The organism is Alkalilacustris brevis (genome assembly GCF_003350345.1).
Classification (GTDB): Bacteria; Pseudomonadota; Alphaproteobacteria; order Rhodobacterales; family Rhodobacteraceae; genus Alkalilacustris; species Alkalilacustris brevis.
In genome coordinates this window covers 1-20,132 of record NZ_QNVJ01000077.1, presented here as the reverse complement: position 1 = coordinate 20,132, position 20,132 = coordinate 1, and the positions used below count along the sequence as shown (strand labels likewise).

17 protein-coding genes are annotated in these 20,132 nt (G+C 63.4%); 6 read left to right on the top strand and 11 right to left on the bottom strand.

The genetic code is table 11. The features are described from left to right. Positions 1-116: 116 nt before the first annotated feature. Positions 117-689, top strand: coding sequence for a ribosome hibernation-promoting factor, HPF/YfiA family (hpf, locus tag DQ229_RS12405; RefSeq protein ID WP_114966577.1), 573 nt, complete (start codon positions 117-119; stop codon positions 687-689). A gap of 105 nt (positions 690-794) precedes the next feature. Further along, positions 795-1,259: a PTS sugar transporter subunit IIA gene (locus tag DQ229_RS12400; protein WP_114966576.1), complete on the top strand. Its 465-nt coding sequence runs from the start codon at positions 795-797 to the stop codon at positions 1,257-1,259. 15 nt (positions 1,260-1,274) lie between these two features. Here the strand turns inward: DQ229_RS12400 and DQ229_RS12395 are convergent, their stop codons facing one another. From DQ229_RS12395 to DQ229_RS12355, 9 genes are all read right to left on the bottom strand, one after another. Further along, positions 1,275-2,684: a nodulation protein NodH gene (locus DQ229_RS12395; RefSeq protein WP_114966611.1), complete on the bottom strand. Its 1,410-nt coding sequence runs from the start codon at positions 2,682-2,684 to the stop codon at positions 1,275-1,277. A 5-nt stretch (positions 2,685-2,689) separates the two neighbouring features. Then, on the bottom strand, positions 2,690-4,387 hold the full coding sequence (locus tag DQ229_RS12390) for a DUF5927 domain-containing protein (protein WP_114966575.1): 1,698 nt from the start codon (positions 4,385-4,387) through the stop codon (positions 2,690-2,692). 9 nt (positions 4,388-4,396) lie between these two features. Beyond that, entirely contained in the window at positions 4,397-5,407 is a 1,011-nt protein-coding gene (locus tag DQ229_RS12385; protein ID WP_114966574.1) for a glycosyltransferase family 2 protein, read from the bottom strand. Next, positions 5,404-6,714 carry a glycosyltransferase family 4 protein gene (locus DQ229_RS12380; RefSeq protein WP_114966573.1) on the bottom strand — a complete coding sequence of 437 codons (1,311 nt, stop codon included), beginning with the start codon at positions 6,712-6,714 and terminating at the stop codon, positions 5,404-5,406. Before DQ229_RS12380 ends, DQ229_RS12385 begins: the two co-directional genes overlap by 4 nt. 21 nt (positions 6,715-6,735) lie before the next feature. Next, positions 6,736-7,629: a UTP--glucose-1-phosphate uridylyltransferase GalU gene (gene galU, locus DQ229_RS12375; protein ID WP_114966610.1), complete on the bottom strand. Its 894-nt coding sequence runs from the start codon at positions 7,627-7,629 to the stop codon at positions 6,736-6,738. A gap of 276 nt (positions 7,630-7,905) precedes the next feature. Next, positions 7,906-8,718 carry a RadC family protein gene (gene radC / locus DQ229_RS12370; RefSeq protein WP_114966572.1) on the bottom strand — a complete coding sequence of 271 codons (813 nt, stop codon included), beginning with the start codon at positions 8,716-8,718 and terminating at the stop codon, positions 7,906-7,908. 60 nt (positions 8,719-8,778) lie between these two features. Next, positions 8,779-9,930 (bottom strand): molecular chaperone DnaJ, encoded by a 1,152-nt coding sequence (gene dnaJ / locus DQ229_RS12365; protein ID WP_114966571.1) that lies wholly within the window; start codon positions 9,928-9,930, stop codon positions 8,779-8,781. 73 nt (positions 9,931-10,003) lie between these two features. After that, complete coding sequence (dnaK, locus tag DQ229_RS12360) at positions 10,004-11,929, bottom strand: molecular chaperone DnaK (RefSeq protein ID WP_114966570.1); 1,926 nt, start codon at positions 11,927-11,929, stop codon at positions 10,004-10,006. 224 nt (positions 11,930-12,153) lie between these two features. Beyond that, entirely contained in the window at positions 12,154-12,975 is an 822-nt protein-coding gene (locus tag DQ229_RS12355) for an ABC transporter permease (protein ID WP_114966569.1), read from the bottom strand. Between the two features lie 147 nt (positions 12,976-13,122). Between DQ229_RS12355 and cysQ the strand changes: the two genes are divergently transcribed. Together cysQ and DQ229_RS12345 are read left to right on the top strand one after the other, a co-directional pair. Beyond that, a complete protein-coding gene (gene cysQ, locus DQ229_RS12350; RefSeq protein WP_114966609.1) occupies positions 13,123-13,920 on the top strand; it encodes a 3'(2'),5'-bisphosphate nucleotidase CysQ in 798 nt (265 codons plus the stop codon). A 67-nt stretch (positions 13,921-13,987) separates the two neighbouring features. Further along, the gene (locus DQ229_RS12345) at positions 13,988-15,238 is read left to right on the top strand and encodes a glycosyltransferase family 2 protein (RefSeq protein WP_114966568.1); all 1,251 of its coding nucleotides are present in this window, start codon (positions 13,988-13,990) and stop codon (positions 15,236-15,238) included. Positions 15,239-15,282: 44 nt separating this feature from the next. On the opposite strand, the gene serB is transcribed toward DQ229_RS12345, so the two are convergent. After that, positions 15,283-16,161 (bottom strand): phosphoserine phosphatase SerB, encoded by an 879-nt coding sequence (gene serB / locus DQ229_RS12340; RefSeq protein WP_114966567.1) that lies wholly within the window; start codon positions 16,159-16,161, stop codon positions 15,283-15,285. 161 nt (positions 16,162-16,322) lie between these two features. Between serB and DQ229_RS12335 the strand changes: the two genes are divergently transcribed. Together DQ229_RS12335 and serA are read left to right on the top strand one after the other, a co-directional pair. Further along, positions 16,323-17,474 (top strand): phosphoserine transaminase, encoded by a 1,152-nt coding sequence (locus tag DQ229_RS12335; protein WP_114966566.1) that lies wholly within the window; start codon positions 16,323-16,325, stop codon positions 17,472-17,474. Positions 17,475-17,662: 188 nt separating this feature from the next. Then, a complete protein-coding gene (gene serA, locus DQ229_RS12330; RefSeq protein ID WP_114966608.1) occupies positions 17,663-19,258 on the top strand; it encodes a phosphoglycerate dehydrogenase in 1,596 nt (531 codons plus the stop codon). A gap of 170 nt (positions 19,259-19,428) precedes the next feature. Here the strand turns inward: serA and DQ229_RS12325 are convergent, their stop codons facing one another. Further along, entirely contained in the window at positions 19,429-19,989 is a 561-nt protein-coding gene (locus DQ229_RS12325; RefSeq protein WP_114966565.1) for a hypothetical protein, read from the bottom strand. Positions 19,990-20,132: the final 143 nt, after the last annotated feature.

Here is a 20,132-nt window from a genome sequence, read left to right as displayed (position 1 = left end):
CGAGGCCGTGAACCCGCGCAAGGCAAGCAGTCCGCGCCACCTTGGCGACACGCCTGCCGACCGGCCGCACCCGGATGGGAGCGCCCCCGGCCGGCGCCTTACCGTGAGGAGGCAAGATGCGGTATCAGATCAGCGGCAAACAGATCGATGTGGGGAATGCCTTGCAGACGCATGTCAGGACCGAAATCGACGAGGTGGTGGGAAAATATGCCCAGCGTCCGACCGAAGCGGTCGTGGTGTTTTCACGCAACGCCCATCAGTATGCGTGCGAAGCGACGGTGCACCTTTCCACCGGGCTTACGGCGCAGGCCAAGGCCCAGGCGGCCGAAATCTATGCCGCCTTCGACAGTTGCCGCGACAAGATGGAAAAACAGCTGCGCCGTTACAAGCGCCGGCTGAAAGATCATCACAGAACCCGTGCACAGCCGGTTGAGTTTGGCGGCGCTTCCTCCTATATCCTCGCCTCAACGGAAGACGGGGACGAATCTGAGCCGGAGTCGCTGCAGCCAATCATCATTGCGGAAATGCAGACACGCGTTCCCGCACTTTCCGCCGGAGAGGCAGTGATGCAGATGGAGTTGGCAGAGACGCCCGTTCTCGTGTTCCGCAACGAAAGGCATGGTGGGGTCAATGTCGTCTACCGTCGCGAAGACGGGAACATCGGCTGGATAGACCCGCAGGACAAGTGACACGAGCCGCCAGGCTGCCCAAGTGCAGCGCGCGGCCCCACGACAGCCGCGCGCCAAACAGGGCATTGGCGCGCTGACCCGCGCGGCGCGACACAGGATTGGCGAATGCAACTTTCGAGCCTGATCAAACCCGAAGCAGTTCGGGTCGTCGGACACCTCACCAGCAAGAAACGGCTTTTCCAGGATCTGGCCGACGTGGCCTCCAGCCTTTACGGGCTGGATGCAAGCGAGGCGGTCGACAGCCTGCAGGAACGTGAAAGCCTGGGCCCCACCGGGGTGGGGCACGGAATCGCCCTGCCCCATGCGCGCGTCGGCAAGCTGGAGCGCGTTGTCGGCGTGTTCTTCCGGCTGGAGAAGGCCATCGACTTCGGCTCGGTCGACAAGCAGCCGGTGGATCTGGTGTTCGGGCTGTTCGCGCCGCGCGATTCGGGGGTGGAGCATCTCAAGGCGCTGGCGCTGGTCTCGCGCACGATGCGCGACAGCAACATCTGCGCCAAGCTGCGGGCGAATGCCGATCCCGTCGCGCTTCATGCCATCCTGACCGAGGGCGCGACCAGCCAGGCGGCCTGAGCACCCCTTCGCCTGTCATCCGCGCCAGGGGCCAAAGCCGAATTCGGTGTAATCGCGCTGATAGGCGGCCTGTGCGGCCTGTTCTACCTCGTCATCATACAGCTCTGCCAGTCCCGGCTGCGGATCGGCCACGACGGCTGGCGGCGCGGGGCGGTCCAGCGCCTCGGACAACGGCCCAAGGGCCGCGTCAAGAGACTCTTCGCGCAGCACCAGGTCGGGCACAAGAACTTCACAGAAGCCCCGCAGAACGGCCCCCTGGCTTGCCCATGAGGCATCGACCCGCATGGCCGACTGCCCCGCCAGATTGCCCTTGAGAAACCGCAGGAAACCCAGAAAATCAGCGCGCCGGGCGGCGGTATCATAGCCTGCGCGCTGGTCCGGCTCGGGCAGGCTCAGCCCATAGTTGCGGCGCAGCCCGGCACGAATGCCAGCGAAGCGACCGCTCAGGATGTTATCGCAAAAGGTGGCATGGGCACGCGCCACCGGATGGCGCAGCACGGTGAAGCTGCGATGCCCCGGCTGCGCGCGCAGCCACCCCCCCAGGGTCTTGCGCGTGAAATCCTGCTGAAGGTCATCAGCCTGAACTCCATCCAGCGCGGCCATCCACTCGAGCAGCGCCTCGCGCGGCCCGCCGGGCACCGGCATGAACAGCAGCGGCGCCTTGGCCGCAGCGATGAAGCCAGGCACCCCGGGGCCGCGCCGGGGTTCGAAATTGGGCGTGCGAGCCAGGTCGAAGCGGTCAAGCCGCGCGATTCCTTCGGAAAGCGCCTCGGGGTTCGCCAGTTTGGCCTCGATCGGCTCGGGGTTTTGCTTTTTCAGCTTCGAGGCAGGCGCATCAAGCTGCGCCTCCTCTCCCAGAAAACGCGCCAGCCCGTTGAGCACATCGATATCGTGCAGATCCTCGTAGGCGATGTAGAACGCGGTCTGCCCGCTCACCTGCAAACCATGCAGAATCCTGAGCTGAAATTCCTGCAACTGATGCATGTGGCGCTCGAACTCGACCGGGTCGAATTCGGCCGCGGCGGTCTTCTGCCGGGTCACATTGGTCAGCCGCCACTGCCCTGTTGCCTTTGCGATCTTGAGCGAGACGTAAGAGTCCAGCGGGTTGCGCGTGAGGATGATCTTGGCGCAGCGCGGGTCAGGCAGGCAGGCATCCAGAACGCGCGGATCGTGATCGTGAAAAAACCGGAAACCCGAAAGCTGCGGCTGCACGCGCAACGCCGCAAGAAAGGGCAGCGGGTCAGCCACCCTGTCTTCCAGTGTCAGCCCCATGAAATCGCTTTGATTGTGGTGCCCCACGAAGACCGGATTGAACAATTCGCCATGGCAACGCAGGCCGGGATAGGCGTTAATGTTCTCTTCCAGGAAATTCGAGCCGGTGCGCATCTCGGCGAGAATCACGAAATAATCGAAGCGGCGCTGCATCGGCTTCATTTCACCAGATAGGGCCTGCGGCGCACAGGCAGGGCCGGGAACGGTTCGTCATTCAGGGGGAACTCGCCCATCAAGGTGGGCTGCATCCCCTGGTTCCGCAGATTCTGCAGAAACTGTCCGAAACCTGACAGGTCAACCATTCGCGGCGCAACGATCGGCCGGTGCAGCGCACGTGGAGTGATCTCGTCAAGCACCTGTTGCAACGGCTCCATCGGGGCGGCAACAAAATCGGCCAGTGACCAGATCCGCACCCGCGCCTTGACGTGGGGCGAGCGCAACACCTGGACATGCTCTGTCTCGATCTGCTGCAGCCGGGCGGCCGCACGCCGCTTTTCGCCGAAGTCTATGTTGGCGCGAAACAATGGCAGCGCCCAGGCCCCCGTAATGACCGAAACCTGCGCATTGGGATCACCCGCGATCAGCCAGCTTATTTCCTGATTGTCGCGCGGTCCGAACTGAAAGCACTGGCGTTCGCCCCGCGTGTTCCAGGTCAGGTTGGTCAGAAAGGCATTCGGGTTGTGATCCCGCAGCGCGGGCGAGGCCGAAAGCGCGCCGTTGAAAACGGGATCCCCGCCAGCAAACTCGACCCGATCGGGCGCATAAAGGTGGCCGTGCACCCGGCTTCCGGCCATCTTGCCCAGCCATGTTTCGAAATCCTCGAAAAGCTCGGAGAAACCCTCGAAAACCGAATAGGGCGCGGCGGTGCGGCCGTTCTCCCAGCCCGGATTGGGAAATCGGCTTTGCATGTACAGGCCCGCGCGCCCACGGGTGCGCTGCTCGATCGCCTTGGCGAAAAGTCTGTCGATCTTGCCGGGGTTCGGTTCGGCCCGGGGCCTGGTGCCGGTCTCGCGCAGCAGAAAATGACGGTAGAGCTTGTCAGCCCGTGGCCAGATCTTGCGCGCCACGAAACAGTCGGACCGACGCAAAAGCTGCAAGTGATCATCATAGAAGACGTGCGGCTTGCCCTGGAAATCAAACTTCGAAAGGGTCAGCGACCGGCTTTCGATATCGTTCGAGTATAGCCGCGCCAGCGTCTGGAAATAGGATTCATCTGGTATCCAGACATAGCGGAAATAGTCATCATAGATCCGGCGGCGCGGGTCTTGCAGGATTGCCGAAAGGGTCTGCCTGGTCAGGCACCACCATTGCGACCCAAGGTGCGGCACGATCCCTTCGGGCAGCTTCCGCCGCATTGCGAAGAGCCGCTGGAGGTCGACCCACCGGTCGAACAGCCAGCGCTGCCGCCGCCATGAAAACGGGAATCTGAGCACGAAACGCTCGTAACTGATGCCGCCTGCCGTCCAGGCGACATCTGCGGTCGTCACCGATTCGATGAAGTCGGTATGCGGACGCTCCTGTAAATAGGCGCGCAGCTCCTCCACCGGCCTGAGCGGCATGCACGACCCGGACGCCGCATAGACATGGCGCACCTTGGGAAACTCGCGCAGGATCATCGCGGAGGCCGCCTGCATCGCCTCGACCAGCGAGAACGTGCCCCATTCACAACGATAGCGGGCGCAGAAACGCACATTCTCGAACGGTGCGAGGTTTTCGACCATCCGCGCGTAACCGGCCTGCGAAACCGACCTGTCGACGTGAATCACGACGGGGCATCCCTGCACAGCCCAATGCCGCGCAACCTGTTCGGCGCGGTGCAGGGCCGTGTGACACAGCATGATGAAACCGACAGTCATTTCAGCGTTTCAGGCCCAGTTTCCCTTTGACATCAGCCCGAGCAATTCAAGCTGACGCCAGTTGATGTATTTCTCGGACCATTCGCACCACAGGTCCGGGTTCTCTTTCAGCGCCCTGTCATAGGCGAGATATTCCCGGCTGCCGGCATAATGCTCGCGCCGTTCAAGCTCTTCCGCCGATTTCTCCACGAATGTATGCAGGAACTTGGCGTGAAGAAGGCAACCTGAAGTCTTTTCTCCGCCCCATACATCATAAACGTGGTTTAACCCACGCGGCAGCAGGGTGTGCGTCGAACTGACATAGGCATAGCGGCGGTGCCATTTGACCAGCGGGATCTTGTTGAGTGCAGGCGCCTTCGCTGGTTCGTCGGCAAAGAAGACACGTGCCCGCGGGCCGCCCTGTATCCAAAGGTTGTCGAAACGCGGGTTGCGCTGAATGGTGTAATTTCCGCTGTCGAACCAGCAGGCAATCTCGAATGGGTCCTGCCCCTCGCGGTAGGGGTGCGCATCGATCGGCCCCTTTGGATACATGTCGAGCAGCATCGCCCCGAACGAGCGCAGCGCCGACGCCTCCAGCCAGTCGGTCAACGCGGGCAAAGGCCGGGTATCGCAAAACGGATAGACCAGGAATTCATCGGGGTCGACAGTCAGGCACCAATGCCCGTGACCATGGCGCATCTGAAGGCGATTGAGCCAATCAACCCCGAAGCGCGCCCGCTTGTAGCTGCCCGTAGTCGACCACAGTGAAACATCAGGCTGTTCGGCAAGATACTCGCGGCTGCCATCTTCCGAGGCGTTATCGACCATCAGAAAGTGATTCACACCCAGGTCGCGGTAATAGTTCAGAAAATATGGCAGGCGGAGTCTTTCGTTGCGCAGCGTGGTGAAGGCAAGGATATCGCGGCCACCGATCCTGGCCGTCCGGTCGGCCACGCTGCGCAATTGCAGCCCCTTGCGGTAGGCACGTAATCGCGCGCGCTTACGCGAAAGCCGCAGGCCGTATTTCTCGATAATGTTCAAACTGCCCTGCCAACGCTGTTATCCCGGCACCGTCCCGCAGCGCCGAACACGCCCGCGAAATGCTCGTCCCAGGTGGGAATGGCCGGACGGCCGCCACCAGACACCGGCACCTGACCACCGGCCAACGCCAGAATCTGCCGCTGCCATTGATAGTCATCGGTTGTCGGCACGTAAACCGGGTAATCCCCCAGCGTCTCGTGGAACACCGGAAGGTCGTTGCAAAGCACCGGCACCTCCAGTGCCGCCGCTTCCAGCGCGGGCAGGCCGAACCCTTCGACATGGCTGGGAAAGAGCAATCCGCAAGCACCCTGCAACAGCGCCGCGACCGCGCCATCACCCAGGCCCGGAAGCTCGAAAACATGCCTGCCCGTGAGCGGGCTTGCATCGAGCCGGGCGAACAGGGCCGCGCTGCACCAGCCACGCGCACCCGCGATACACAGCGCCGGCATTTTGCCAGCCTCCAGCCTTGAGGCCATCCCCTCCCACAAATCGAGAAGAAAGGCATGGTTCTTGCGTGGCTCGATGGTGCCCAACACCACAAGATAGGGCCGCCCCGGCCTAAGCGCCGCCGGGCGTACCGCGGCGAGTGCCGCCGGATCTGGGCGGGCCGGCGTGCCCCCCAGATGGACCACCAGCCCCGGCGGCACGCGCCCCCATCGGGCAAAATGGGTCTCGGCCGCGTCACGGCTGACCTGCGAATTATAGATCACGCGATCGGCTCGCGCTCCGATCATCCGCAGCTTGCGCGCAAAGTTCTCCGGTTCGCCCTGGCGGGTGAATTCGGGGAAATCCAGCGGGATCGTATCATGCACGAAAGCCTCGATCCGCGCGTCCGGCACTTCGCGCACCGCAGCGAACGTATCGGCGGCTAGATTGCTGTGCCCGACATTGAGATACAGCACCCCCGCAGGCAGATGCTGGCGCAGCATCTTGCCCAGCGCGGGTGTCGTGGCTTGTGCCAGGGCCATGCGGCGCAGGTCGGACAGCGCGCGCCTGCGCGAGCTTTGCTGCCGCAGGTGGAGCCGGGCAACCCAGTCGGGCCGCCCCCAACCGGCACGGCCCGCCAGCCGGTCGCGCAGCCCGGCCAGCCCCGCGCGACCAAGCAGCAGGTGCCCGGCCAGCAAACCATGCAGCCGGCCCGTCGCACCACGCACCAGCCCGAAGGCAGGCTCGGGCCGCTGCAAGAGCGCCTCGAGATAGGCCATCTCGACCCTGTCGATGCCTGTGAACGGGCCACGGCCCACCCGCGAGACAAGCCGCGTCAGGTCAAGCAACCGAGCCTTCGGTGTTGCGCCTGAAGAAGGCATGACGACCTCCCGCCCCGCCCCTTATTGGGCTGCCTGCCGCATCGATATCACGTCACCGATGAAATCAAACAGCTCGTCGCGCAGATCATCGCGGGCCAGCGCAAAGGCAATCGTCGCCTGAAGAAACCCCGCCTTGGAGCCGCAATCGAAACGTGTTCCGCGAAACCGGAAGCCGTAAACATCGCCGCCGGCGGAAATCTCGTCGGCGATCGCATCGGTAAGCTGCACCTCGCCCCCGGCGCCCGGCTGCATCCGTTCCAGGTTGCGCAGGATCGCCGGGGTGAGGATATAACGGCCAATCACGGCGAGGTTCGAAGGCGCCGCGCCGACAGCGGGTTTCTCGACCATGCCGCGGGCACGCAGAACGTCCCCCTGCTCACCCGCCGGATCGAGAACGCCATAGGCCGAGACCTTGTCCTGCGGCACTTCCATCGCAGCCACCATGTTGCCGCCGGTTTCGGCATAGGCATCGACCATCTGTTTCAGGCACCCGGTCTCGCCGGCGATCACGTCATCGGGCAGAATCACCGCGAAAGGCTCATCCCCGATCAGCTTTCGCGCGCACCACACGGCGTGGCCCAGCCCCAGCGCCTGCCGCTGCCGGATATAGGCAATGGCACCGCTTTCCATATTGGTCGCGCGCAGCGTTTCCAGGAGCGCCGTCTTGCCGGTGCGGGCAAGCGTCTGTTCGAGAACCGGCGCCTCGTCGAAATAATCCTCAAGCGCGCTCTTGCCGCGCGACGTGACAAAGATGAATTCGGTAATCCCGGCTGCGCGGGCCTCGTCAATGGCGTACTGGATCAGTGGCCGGTCGACGAGGGTGAGAATTTCCTTGGGGATCGACTTGGTTGCGGGCAGAAAACGGGTGCCCAGCCCGGCAACCGGAAATACGGCCTTGGTGACGCAGCGTTTCATCATGTCTCCTCAAGAACTGCAAGAATGCCTCCGGCGCGCCCTCCCCGGTGCCGGTCAAGGTGTCTCACCAGATCACCCGGGCAGCGCTTGGGGCGAGTTGTGGCAATTTGGCGGTAATTTGCAGGCAGCACGGTCGCGAACATGCCCGGGGCCTGCACTACTCCAGCGCAGCGGCAAGACCCGGGCCGCCGCGGCAACCGGCGGTGCCGGCCATGCCCATGTTGCCCGTTCCGGTGCCATAACGGCTTCATCCGGTGGCGACGCGGCTTTGGCCGTTCAACGGGAAAGGGAAGGGCCGGAAAGATACCCTTCGGCGCGAAAGCTCAACTCGCGTTCGCGGCCGATGATCAGATGATCGTGCAAGGTCAGCGACAGCGCCTCGGCCGCAGCCTGGACCTGCGCCGTCATGGCGATGTCGGCACTGCTTGGCGTCGGGTCGCCCGACGGGTGATTGTGCACGAGGATCAGGGCCGAGGCATTGAGTTCCAGCGCACGCTTGACCACCTCGCGGGGGTAGACCGGCACATGATCGACGGTGCCGCGCGCCTGTTCCTCATCAGCGATGAGGGTGTTCTTGCGGTCAAGGTAGAGCACGCGGAACTGTTCGGTCTCGCGATGGGCCATTGCGGTGTGGCAGTAATCGACAAGCGCATTCCAGCCTGAGATCACCGGGCGGTTCAGCACCCGCGCGCGGGCCATGCGTTGCGCGGCGGCTTCAACGATCTTGAGCTCCTGCACCACGGCCTCACCCGCACCGGGGACGGATAACAGCCGTGCGGCGGGGGCGGCGAGGACCGCGTTGAAATCGCCGAATGTTTCCAGCAGGCGACGGGCGAGCGGCTTGACATCCTGCCGGGGAATCGCCCGAAAGAGCACCAGTTCAAGCAATTCGTAATCCGGCATGGCCGCCGCGCCCCCTTGCATGAAACGGGCGCGCAGGCGTTTGCGGTGATCACGGATATAGGACGGCAGACGCCCGGCAGGCTGCCCTGCCGTCGCGGCTTCATCCTCCGCGCCGGCGCCCGCCCTCTCCGCAGCGGGGGGAAAGAGCGGCAACGCAACATCATGGAATGCGTCAGGCGGGGTCATACCCGCAGGTTTGCGTCACTTGGTGAAAGAAGGGTTAACACCCGAGCCGCAGATCGCGGATCAGCTTTTCATCCCGTCCCAGAACCCCTTGACCTTGGAAAAGAAGGACGAGGATTCCGGGTTGTTGTCCTCGCTCAATTCCTCGAACTCGCGCAGCAGTTCCTTTTGCCGCGCGGTCAGGTTCACCGGGGTTTCGACGGCCAGCTCGATCATCATGTCGCCGCGCCCGGCACCGCGCAGGGCAGGCATCCCCTTGCCGCGCAGGCGCATTTGCCGCCCGGTCTGGCTGCCGGCAGGCACCTTCACCCGCGCGCGCCCGCCGTCGATCGTGGGCACCTCGACATCGCCGCCCAGCGCCGCAGACGCAATGCTGACCGGCACGCGACAAAAGAGGTTTACCCCGTCACGCTGAAACAACGGATGCTCGCGCACCTGGATGAATATATAGAGATCACCCTGCGGCCCGCCGCGCAGCCCGGCCTCGCCCTTGCCGGCAAGGCGCATGCGCGTGCCGGTTTCGACGCCCGGCGGGATGTCCACGGCCAGAGTGTTCGCTTTCTCGACACGGCCCGCACCGGCGCAGGATTTGCAGGGGTTCTTGACGATCTGCCCCGCGCCGCTGCAGGTGGGGCAGGTACGCTCGACAGTGAAAAAACCCTGCTGTGCCCGCACCTTGCCCATGCCGCCGCAGGTGGGGCAGGCAACAGGCTCGGCCCCGCCTTCGGCACCCGAGCCATTGCAGGCGTCGCATTCCGCCAGGGTGGTGACATTGATCGTCTTGTGCGCCCCGGTGAACGCCTCTTCCAGGCTGATCGACAGATTGTAACGCAAGTCCGAGCCGCGGCTGGCGCGCTGCCGGGCGCCGCCGCGGCCGCCGCCCATGAAATCGCCGAACAGGTCCTCGAACACATCGGAGAAGGCCGAGGCGAAGTCGCCCCCCGGGTGCATCCCGCCGCGGGCACCGCGCGGGCCGCCGCCCATACCACCGTCAAAGGCCGCGTGGCCGAACCGGTCATAGGCGGCCTTGCGCTCGGGGTCTTTCAGGGCGTCGTAGGCCTCGTTGACTTCCTTGAACTTGGCTTCGGCGTCAGGGTCATCGGCGTTGCTGTCGGGATGAAACTGGCGAGCCTTCTTGCGATAGGCCTTCTTGATCTCCTCGGACGAAGCACCGCGATCAACCCCCAGAACCTCGTAGAAATCCCGCTTTGCCATGCCTGACCCCTTCGTGAAACATCGGGCCGGCCCGCGCCGCGGCGGCAGGCCGGCCCGTCAGTTTTATGCGCGCTTACGAACGCTTCTTGTCGTCGTCGATATCCTCGAAATCGGCATCGACAATGTCCTCATCCACGCCGCGGGGTTCTTCCGCGCCGCTTTCGGCATCGTCTGCCTCGCTGGCCTCGGCTGCCTGGGCCTTGTAGATAGCTTCACCCAGCTTCATCGACGCTTCGGTCAGGTTCTGGATGGCGCCCTTGATCTTTCCGGCGTCATCCGTTTCAACCGCTTCTTCAAGCGCCTTCACGGCCAGCTCGATTGCCTCGACAGTGGAGGGGTCGACCTTGTCCTTGTGCTCTTCCAGCGACTTGTTCGTCGAATGAATCAGGCTTTCCGCCTGGTTCCTGGTCTCTACCAGTTCGCGGCGCTCCTTGTCGGCCTCGGCGTTGGCTTCGGCCTCCTTGACCATATTTTCGATCTCGTCATCGGAGAGACCGCCGGAAGCCTGAATGGTGATCTTCTGCTCTTTGCCGGTGCCCTTGTCCTTGGCCGAGACATTGACAATCCCGTTGGCGTCGATGTCGAAGGTGACTTCGATCTGCGGCATTCCGCGCGGGGCAGGCGGGATGTTTTCCAGGTTGAACTGGCCCAGCAGCTTGTTGTCGGCGGCCATCTCGCGCTCGCCCTGGAAGACGCGGATCGTCACCGCGCTCTGGTTGTCCTCGGCGGTCGAGAACACCTGGCCTTTCTTGGTCGGGATCGTCGTATTACGGTCGATCAGCCGGGTGAACACACCGCCCAGTGTCTCAATGCCAAGGCTCAGCGGCGTCACGTCGAGCAGCACCACGTCCTTCACGTCGCCCTGCAGCACACCCGCCTGAATGGCCGCGCCCATCGCCACGACCTCATCGGGGTTGACGCCCTTGTGCGGCTCCTTTCCGAAGAAGCTGGTCACTTCCTCGATCACCTTGGGCATCCGGGTCATGCCGCCGACCAGAACGATCTCGTCAATATCCGACGCGCTGAGCCCCGCATCCTTGAGCGCGGCCTTGCACGGCTTGATCGAGTTCTTGATCAGATCGCCCACCAGGCTTTCCAGCTTGGCGCGGGTCAGCTTCATCACCAGGTGCAGCGGCTGGCCGGTGTCCTTATCCATCGAGATGAAGGGCTGGTTGATCTCGGTCTGGCTGGAACTGGACAGCTCGATCTTGGCCTTTTCGGCGGCTTCCTTCAGCCGTTGCAGGGCCATCTTGTCCTTGGTCAGGTCGACGCCGTGCTCTTTCTTGAACTCGTCGGCCAGGTAGTTGACGATTCGCATGTCGAAGTCTTCACCACCCAGGAACGTGTCCCCGTTGGTGGATTTCACCTCGAACAGGCCATCGTCGATTTCGAGAATGGTGATATCGAAGGTGCCGCCGCCCAGGTCGTAAACCGCGATCGTGCGGGTTTCCTTCTTGTCGAGCCCGTAGGCCAGCGCAGCCGCCGTAGGCTCGTTGATGATGCGCAGCACCTCGAGGCCTGCGATCTTGCCGGCGTCCTTGGTCGCCTGGCGCTGGGCGTCGTTGAAATAGGCCGGCACGGTGATGACCGCCTGCGTGACCTCCTCGCCAAGGTAGCTTTCGGCGGTTTCCTTCATCTTCTGAAGGATGAACGCCGAGATCTGGCTGGGCGAATACTTGTCGTCGCGCACCTTGACCCAGGCGTCGCCATTGCCGCCGTCGATCACCTCATAGGGGGTGTTCTTCTTGTCCTTGGCCAGATCCGGATCATCGAACCGGCGGCCGATCAGGCGCTTGACGGCGAACACGGTGTTGGTGGGGTTGGTCACGGCCTGCCGCTTGGCCGGTTGACCGACAAGCCGCTCGCTTTCGGTGAAACCGACGATCGAGGGCGTGGTGCGGGCCCCTTCGGCATTTTCGATAACGCGGGGTTGCGCCCCATCCATGATGGCAACGCAGGAGTTGGTTGTCCCGAGGTCGATCCCGATGACTTTACCCATTTTTACTACCTCTTGCTTCGGCGATGTTTAGGCGGACAGATCCGTTTCGGCCCCTGCCCGCCAATCCCTGTGGGCGGGCGTGCGGCCCGTCCATCCTTCGCTGCGGTATATAGGGAGGGCGCCAGACCCCTGCAACCGTCACGCGGATGTGAAATTGCAGCGAATTTTCCCCCGGACCAGACCACGGCGTCGCATCCGCGCCGTCCGGCCGCGCCTTGGCGGCGTCAGCGGCGCCCCTGCCAGCTGATCGAGGCACGCTGCCGGGTGAAAAATGTGCCCATGAGCCCCAGCACCAGGCAGGCCAAGCCGAAATAGAACGGATACATGGCCGAGCTGTGCATCGGCGTGTAGTTGATAAAGGTATAGCCCCGCGCCTGGTCGATCGCGTGAAACAGCGGGTTCCAGGTGAAAAGGACCAGCATCGTCGAAGGCAGGTTGTTCGCCACGAACATCTTGCCCGAGGCCACCATGTTGGCGCGCATGTAGATTTGCGAACTGACCTGCACCAGGTCGGGCATCCAGGGCTTGAGCGCCATGAACACAACCCCGATCCCCGCGCCCGAAAACCAGGCGACCAGCATCATCGCCATGGCCCCGACCGGATCGTAGATGGTGATCGGCGTGAAGCCGACATGATAGATGAACAGCACCACCACCAGCGACAGCACCTGAATGTAAAGCGAGCCAAGCGCCGCGGCCGAGATCGTGACGATGATGTTCATCGGCGCATGCTTCATCATCGGAGAGGTTGGCCCCTCGGCCCCCAGCACCGCCGCCACCGCCTTGATGTGACACATGAACAGGAAGATGCCTGTCATGATATAGAGCAGGAAGTCACCCCGTATCGCGGCCCCGCGAATATCGAAGAACGAGAACACGGCATAGAACACCGCAACCAGAAGCACCGTCTGCACGATGTTCAGGATCAGCCCGATGAAGGCATTGCCATGGCTCTTGCGGATGCTGCGCACGGCGGCATGATAGATGACCTCGGCCATGCTGAAGGCTGCGGCCAGCCCCGAATTCTGGCGGTTCATGCCTGTCATTCGCGCCCCATCGTGCCACGGCTTTGCAAGGGCCCGGAAATTTTCCGGGGAAAACCTTGCCGTTCCGTTGTCGGGCGATGATAAGGGGATGCCGGATTTTTCGCAATGCTCCGGCTGATCCGAACGACACCGCGCCAGGAGGATTGGATGAATTTCGACAGACTGATGCAGGTCATGCGCCGGCTGGCCCTGCAGGCAGGCGATCGCATCATGGAAATCTACGAGGCCCGCGATTTCGAGATCCGCGCGAAATCCGACGACAGCCCCGTCACCGCCGCCGACGAAGCTGCCGATGCCTTGATCCATGCCGGCCTGCGCGAAGCATTTCCCGACATTCTGGTCGTGACCGAAGAACTGGCCGCCACCCACAGCCAGAGTGCGGACCGTTTCCTCATCGTCGATCCGCTGGACGGCACCCGTGAATTCATCAAGCGACGCGGCGATTTCACGGTCAACATCGCCTTTGTAGATCAGGGCGAGCCGATCCGGGGGATTGTCTATGCCCCGGCCAAGGGGCGCATGTTCTACACCCGCGCCGATGGCAGCGCGGTCGAGGAACGCGGCCCGTTCGACCCCGAGACCCCCGGCAGGCAAAGCCCGCTGGCCGTTTCCGAACCCGATAACCGCGCATTGATGGTGGTGGCGTCAAAATCCCATCGCGATGCCGCGACCGATGCCTATATCGCGGGCTACGCGGTGCGCGATCTCGCCAGCGCCGGCTCATCCCTCAAATTCTGCCTTGTTGCCACGGGCGAGGCCGATCTCTACCCCCGGCTGGGCCGCACCATGGAGTGGGACACCGCCGCCGGCCATGCCGTGCTGCTGGGCGCCGGCGGGATGGTGGTGCGCTTTGACGATCACAAGCCGCTTACCTATGGCAAGCCGGGCTATGAAAACCCTTTCTTCATCGCCCATGCCCCCGGCGTGAAACTGAAGGCGCCATGATGCGCGGGGGCGGCGCCATATTCGCGCGGTTGCATCCCCTTCGCCAACAGGGGCACCGGGCCGCGCCATGATCCCCCCGGCCAGCGCCAGCCTGATCATTGTCAGCCGTGGGCGTTCCGCCGAATTGCGCCGCTGTCTGCGCGCCGTGGCCCAGCTCGACCATCCATTTTTCGAACTGGTCGTGGTCGCCGATGCCGAGGGGCGCGCGGCCCTCGTGTCGCTCGGGCTGGCGGACGCGGTCAAGACCGTGCCTTTCGAATGGGCCAACATCTCGCGCGCGCGCAATGCCGGCATCGCCGCGGCCGCGGGCGAGATAGTCGCCTTCATCGATGACGATGCAGTGCCCGAACCGACCTGGCTGAGCCGGCTTGCAACCGCCTTCACCGATGAGCGCGTCGCCGCCGCGACCGGGTTTGTCCGTGGGCGCAATGGAATATCGTTCCAGCACCGCGCGGGCTGGGCCGATGCGCTGGGGCGCACCATGCCGCTTGAGGCTGACCCCCACGCAATCAGCCTGCATCAGGGGCGCGCAGGGGTGGCGGTAAAGACCGAAGGCACCAACATGGCATTCCGCCGCGCGATGCTGGCACGGATGGGCGGGTTCGACCCCGCCTTTCATTTCTATCTGGATGAAACAGACCTGAACATGCGGCAAGCCGCCGAAGAACAGATCACGGCGATCGTGCCCACGGCACAGGTGCACCATGGCTTTGCCGCCAGCAGCCGCAGACGGGCCGACAGGGTGCCGCTCGACCTGTTCGAGATCGGCGCCAGTACCGCGGTCTTTCTGCGCAAGCACGCCCCCCCGGCCCGGCACGACATGGTGCTGGCCGCCCTTGCACGCGATCAGCGCCGCCGCGCACTCGAGCATATGGTTGCCGGCCGACTTGAACCGCGCGACGTGAAAAGGCTTCTCGAAAGTCTGGCAGCCGGAGTTGCGGACGGCCAGCAACGCCAGATCGCGCGCCTGCCGCCCATAGGCGACCCGCAAGCCCCGTTCCGGCTGTTCGCGCCCGCCCACGGGCCACGGCCCGGGCGCATTCTGGCCGGCTGGACTTGGCAGGGCCGGAAGCTGCGGCGCGCGGCGCGCAGACATCTTGCGGCAGGCGCGGTCGTGACCGTGTTTCGCTTCAGTCCGACAACACTTTTCCACCACATGATCTTTCATCCCGATGGCTACTGGCTGCAAACCGGCGGACTGTGGGGCCGCAGCGAACGCAGCCAGCCATTGCTGCGCGCCTGCGGTTTTGCTCGGCGCCTGCGCGCGGAAACCGCCCGGATCGCCCCCTACCGGCCCGTTGACAGCATGATCGGCTGACGCTCCGGGCAGGAGGACGAGATCACGCGCCTTTTGCCTCTGGCTTACGCTCCGCCAAACTCGGCCTGCGTGTATCCCTGAACGAAAAGGAGCGCCGTGAGGTCGCCATGGTTGATGCGGATATCGCATTGCGCGGCAACCGAGCGCTTGGCGTGCAGCGCCACGCCAGCGCCGGCCAGCCCCAGCATCCCCAAGTCATTGGCGCCATCGCCCACGGCGATGACATCCTCGGTGCCAATGCCCAGGCGCGCCGCGACCTCGCGCAGTGTGGCCACCTTGGCCTCGCGCCCGAGGATCGGCTCGGCCACGGTGCCGGTCAGGCGCCCGTCTTCGATATGCAGCGTGTTCGCGCGCTGCTCGTCAAAACCCAGATGCGCCGCCACCGCGCGGGTGAAGGCCGTAAACCCGCCCGAAACCAGCACCGTGTGCGCCCCATGCGCGCGCATCGTGGCGATCAGTTCGGCACCGCCCGGCGTATAGCTGATCCGTTCGGCCAGCACCTGCTCGATCACTCCGGCATCCAGCCCGCGCAGCAGTGCGACACGTTCGCGCAGGGCACCCTCGAACTCCAGTTCGCCATTCATGGCGCGGCGGGTGATTTCGGCCACATGTTCGCCCACACCCGCGACATCGGCCAGCTCGTCGATGCATTCCTGCTCGATCATGGTCGAATCCATGTCAGCCAACAGCATCTTCTTTCGCCGGCCCGCGTCGGGCTGCACCACAAGATCGACGCCGCGCGCCTGAAGCTCCTCCCAGATTTCCCAGCGGTTCGCGGGCACTTTCTCCACAGGAAATTCCGCCGCCACATCCGGCGCCAGCCAGCCCGCCGCTCCACCGCCCCAGGCATTGCGCAGGGCCTCGACAGTGGCGCCATCAAGGCAGGGTTTGGCCGGGTCGGTCAGCAGAGTCACGATATACATGCAGGTTTCCGATAGTGGATTGTTTCGCCCCGGCCTGTCGTTTTCGGCCGCTCGGCAGGCCCAATACGGCAGATTTGCCGCTTGCGCCAGAGCCGGACGCGCCGTAAAGGCGGTGTCGGGACACCCTTCCCCAACGAAGGGCGCTTATCTGGAAGGATACCATGACTGTACCCGCACAACCGGCGACGCGGCCGGCCAACCCGCGTTTCTCCTCTGGCCCCTGCGCCAAGATCCCCGGCTTCACCATCGACAAACTGTCTGACGCCGCGCTTGGGCGCTCGCACCGCGCCGCCGTGGGCAAGGCCAAGCTGAAAGCCGCCATCGAAGAAACCCGCGAACTGCTGGGCGTGCCGGCCGATTACCGCATCGGCATCGTCCCCGCGTCGGACACCGGCGCGATGGAAATGGCGATGTGGTCGATGCTGGGCGCGCGCCCGGTCGAGATGCTGGCCTGGGAAAGCTTCGGCGCGGGCTGGGTCACCGATGTGGTCAAGCAGCTCAAGCTGGACGCCAAGGTGCGCACCGCCGATTACGGCAAGATCGTCGACATCGCGCAGGTCGATTTCGACGCCGACGTGGTCTTTACCTGGAACGGCACCACCTCGGGCGTGCGTCTGCCGGGTGGCGATGCGATCCCGACAGACCGCAAGGGCCTGACCATTTGCGATGCGACCTCGGCCGCTTTCGCGATGGATCTACCCTGGGACAAGCTCGATGTGACCACCTTCTCCTGGCAGAAGGTTATGGGCGGCGAGGCCGCGCATGGCATGCTGATCCTCAGCCCCCGCGCCGTCGAGCGGCTGGAGAGCTACACCCCCGCCTGGCCGCTGCCAAAGATCTTTCGCATGACCAAGGGCGGCAAGCTGATCGAGGGCATCTTCGAAGGCGCCACGATCAACACCCCCTCGATGCTGGCGGTGGAAGATTACCTTGTCACACTGGCCTGGGCGCGCGAGATCGGCGGGCTGCCGGCCCTGATCGCACGGGCCGATGCCAATGCCGCGGCGGTGGCGAAATTCGTCGACAGCCGCGACTGGATCGCCAACCTCGCCGAAGATCCGGCCACGGCCTCGACCACCAGCGTCTGCCTCAAGTTCACCGATTCGCGCATCATCGATGGTGCCGCCTTCGCCAAGGCCGTCGCCAAGCGGCTTGAGGCTGAGGGCGTGGCCTATGACATCGGCGCCTATCGCGACGCGCCGGCGGGGCTGCGGATCTGGTGCGGCTCGACGGTGGAAACCGCCGATATCGAGGCGCTGATGCCGTGGATCGAATGGGCCTTCGAGGCCGAGATCGCCGCACAGGCATCCTGAGGGCATAGAGCAATTTCAGAAAAAGTTGATAGACTTTTTCGGTTCGAAATTGTGATAAATCAAGAAGTTAAAGTGTTTAAAGGGTTTCAACGGAAAGCCGAAACACTTTAGCCCGGTTTTCCACGATGACCAGTCCCCGCATTGCCTGCGGGGGCCCCACAGACCCCATTCATCGGAGGCCCATGAAAATGGCACCCAAGGTTCTCGTATCCGACAAGCTTTCCGAAACCGCCGTGCAGATCTTCCGCGATCGCGGCATCGACGTCACCTTCGACCCCACGATCGGCAAGGACAAGGACAAGCTCCTTGAAGTGATCGGCGAATATGACGGGCTGGCGATCCGCTCGGCCACCAAGGTCAGCGACAAGGTTCTGGCCGCAGCCACCAACCTCAAGGTCATCGGGCGCGCCGGCATCGGCGTTGACAATGTCGACATTCCGGCCGCGTCGAAGAAAGGCGTGATCGTGATGAACACGCCCTTCGGCAACTCGATCACCACGGCCGAACACGCCATCGCGCTGATGATGGCCGTGGCGCGGCAGATCCCCGAGGCGAACACCTCGACCCACGCCGGCAAATGGGAAAAGAGCCGCTTCATGGGCGTCGAGCTGACCGCCAAGACGCTGGGCGTGATCGGCGCGGGCAACATCGGCTCGATCGTCTGCGACCGGGCGCAGGGGCTGAAGATGAAGGTCATCGCCTATGACCCGTTCCTGAGCGAAGAGCGCGCCAAGCGGTTGGGCGTGACCAAGGTGGAGCTGGACGAGCTGCTCGCACGGGCCGATTTCATCACGCTTCATGTGCCGCTGACCGACAAGACCCGCAATATCCTGTCGGCCGAGAACCTGGCCAAGACGAAAAAGGGCGTGCGCATCATCAACTGCGCCCGCGGCGGGCTGGTCGACGAGGCCGCGCTGGCCGAGGCGATCAAGTCGGGCCATGTGGCCGGCGCAGGCTTTGACGTGTTCACGGAAGAGCCGGCCACTGCGAACCCGCTGTTCAACCTGCCCAACGTGGTCTGCACCCCGCATCTGGGCGCGGCCACCACCGAGGCGCAGGAGAACGTGGCCCTGCAAGTGGCCGAGCAGATGTCGGACTACCTGCTGACGGGGGCGGTGCAGAACGCGCTCAACATGCCGTCCGTCACCGCCGAAGAGGCCGCCGTGATGGGGCCGTGGCTGCAACTGGCGGGCCATCTGGGGGCTTTTGTGGGCCAGATGACGGATGAGCCGATCAAGGCGATCAACGTGCTCTATGACGGCGGCGTGGCCGACATGAACCTCGAGGCGCTGAACTGCGGCGTGATCTCGGGTGTGATGAAGGCCTCCAACCCCGATGTGAACATGGTTTCGGCCCCCGTGGTTGCGAAAGAACGCGGCATCCAGCTTTCCACCACCCGGCAGGAGAAATCGGGCGTGTTCGACGCCTATATCAAGCTGACAGTGGTGACCGACACGCGCGAACGCACCATCGCCGGCACGGTGTTTTCGGATGGCAAGCCGCGCTTCATCCAGATCAAGGGCATCAACATCGACGCCGAGGTGGGCAGCCACATGCTCTATACCACCAACGAGGACGTGCCCGGCATCATCGGCACCCTGGGCCAGACCCTGGGCGAGAACGGCGTGAACATCGCCAACTTCACCCTTGGCCGCTCGGCCAGCCGCCAGGAGGCCATCGCGCTGCTCTACCTCGATGAGCAGCCGCCCGAAGACGTGCTGGAGAAACTGCGCGAAAGCGGGTTCTTCCGGCAGGTGCGCCCGCTGCAGTTCGAGGTGGCGTGAGGCGGGGCCAGACTGATCCGCAAGGAATGGAGAGGGGCGCCCGGGATTGGGCGCCCCTTTTGCGTTGGGGGATGGGCTGACGTGGGGTGGGTTTGAGTCCACAGCAGACCTACGGCTCACACGGGTCGGTGCTTATTGAAGCAATTGAATGCTGCTCGGTCGGCACCACACTAGTGGCAATCTGGATCGAGATAGTCGTGACGAAAATCATACTTGCCGGGGTTATTGCGTGCGTCCTCCTGTATTTTCGAGAATATCCCGTCATAAACTGTATGGAATAGCGTCAGCATTTTCGTTACCGAACCAAAACCAACGAAATCCAACCCCTCGTCAAACGCGGTCTCAATGTGTGCCATCGTCTGGCCATTTCCAATGTGCAACTCGCGAAACCGCACGGCCAGCCTCATCATCGCGGCATCTGAATGTGCTATCACACGGTTTCTTAGGTCTAGAATTTTGTCGTGCAGCACTTGGCTTTGGTCATCGAGTCGAACATCAATCATCTTCAATGAAAGCTTCGGGAAGCCACCCCGCGAATCCGAAAACGGGCGCGCGTAAGCTAAGATTGCGGTCGTTTCGTAGCACTTGTAGCGGCGAAGCTCGATTTTACCGATCTTGGCATCAGGGTCACATTCCCGAAGGAAATCGGCTGCGCTAAGGGCGAGCTGAACATCTCTCAACGAATAAAGCAGACGTATCCGGCGCTTATGAATGTTCGGATGCTCGTCCATTGAGAATGTCTAACCCCGAAAATCTCGGTATTGAAGCCCCTGATTTCGTCAGCATGTCAAGTGAACGTCCGCAAAGTCCGGAGGGTGTGTGAAAACTCGGCTATTTTTGGAAAAACTGGTCGTTTTTGCCGTTTGGGCGTGTT

Coding starts and splice junctions, on each gene's coding strand:
- hpf (WP_114966577.1), top strand. CDS start 117: ATGCGGTATCAGATCAGCGGCAAACAGATCGATGTGGGGAATGCCTTG.
- dnaJ (WP_114966571.1), bottom strand. CDS start 9,930: ATGGCAAAGCGGGATTTCTACGAGGTTCTGGGGGTTGATCGCGGTGCT.
- DQ229_RS12395 (WP_114966611.1), bottom strand. CDS start 2,684: ATGCAGCGCCGCTTCGATTATTTCGTGATTCTCGCCGAGATGCGCACC.
- cysQ (WP_114966609.1), top strand. CDS start 13,123: ATGAATTTCGACAGACTGATGCAGGTCATGCGCCGGCTGGCCCTGCAG.
- DQ229_RS12390 (WP_114966575.1), bottom strand. CDS start 4,387: ATGACTGTCGGTTTCATCATGCTGTGTCACACGGCCCTGCACCGCGCC.
- DQ229_RS12400 (WP_114966576.1), top strand. CDS start 795: ATGCAACTTTCGAGCCTGATCAAACCCGAAGCAGTTCGGGTCGTCGGA.
- DQ229_RS12335 (WP_114966566.1), top strand. CDS start 16,323: ATGACTGTACCCGCACAACCGGCGACGCGGCCGGCCAACCCGCGTTTC.
- radC (WP_114966572.1), bottom strand. CDS start 8,718: ATGACCCCGCCTGACGCATTCCATGATGTTGCGTTGCCGCTCTTTCCC.
- DQ229_RS12325 (WP_114966565.1), bottom strand. CDS start 19,989: ATGGACGAGCATCCGAACATTCATAAGCGCCGGATACGTCTGCTTTAT.
- dnaK (WP_114966570.1), bottom strand. CDS start 11,929: ATGGGTAAAGTCATCGGGATCGACCTCGGGACAACCAACTCCTGCGTT.
- serA (WP_114966608.1), top strand. CDS start 17,663: ATGGCACCCAAGGTTCTCGTATCCGACAAGCTTTCCGAAACCGCCGTG.
- DQ229_RS12345 (WP_114966568.1), top strand. CDS start 13,988: ATGATCCCCCCGGCCAGCGCCAGCCTGATCATTGTCAGCCGTGGGCGT.
- DQ229_RS12355 (WP_114966569.1), bottom strand. CDS start 12,975: ATGACAGGCATGAACCGCCAGAATTCGGGGCTGGCCGCAGCCTTCAGC.
- serB (WP_114966567.1), bottom strand. CDS start 16,161: ATGTATATCGTGACTCTGCTGACCGACCCGGCCAAACCCTGCCTTGAT.
- galU (WP_114966610.1), bottom strand. CDS start 7,629: ATGAAACGCTGCGTCACCAAGGCCGTATTTCCGGTTGCCGGGCTGGGC.
- DQ229_RS12380 (WP_114966573.1), bottom strand. CDS start 6,714: ATGCCTTCTTCAGGCGCAACACCGAAGGCTCGGTTGCTTGACCTGACG.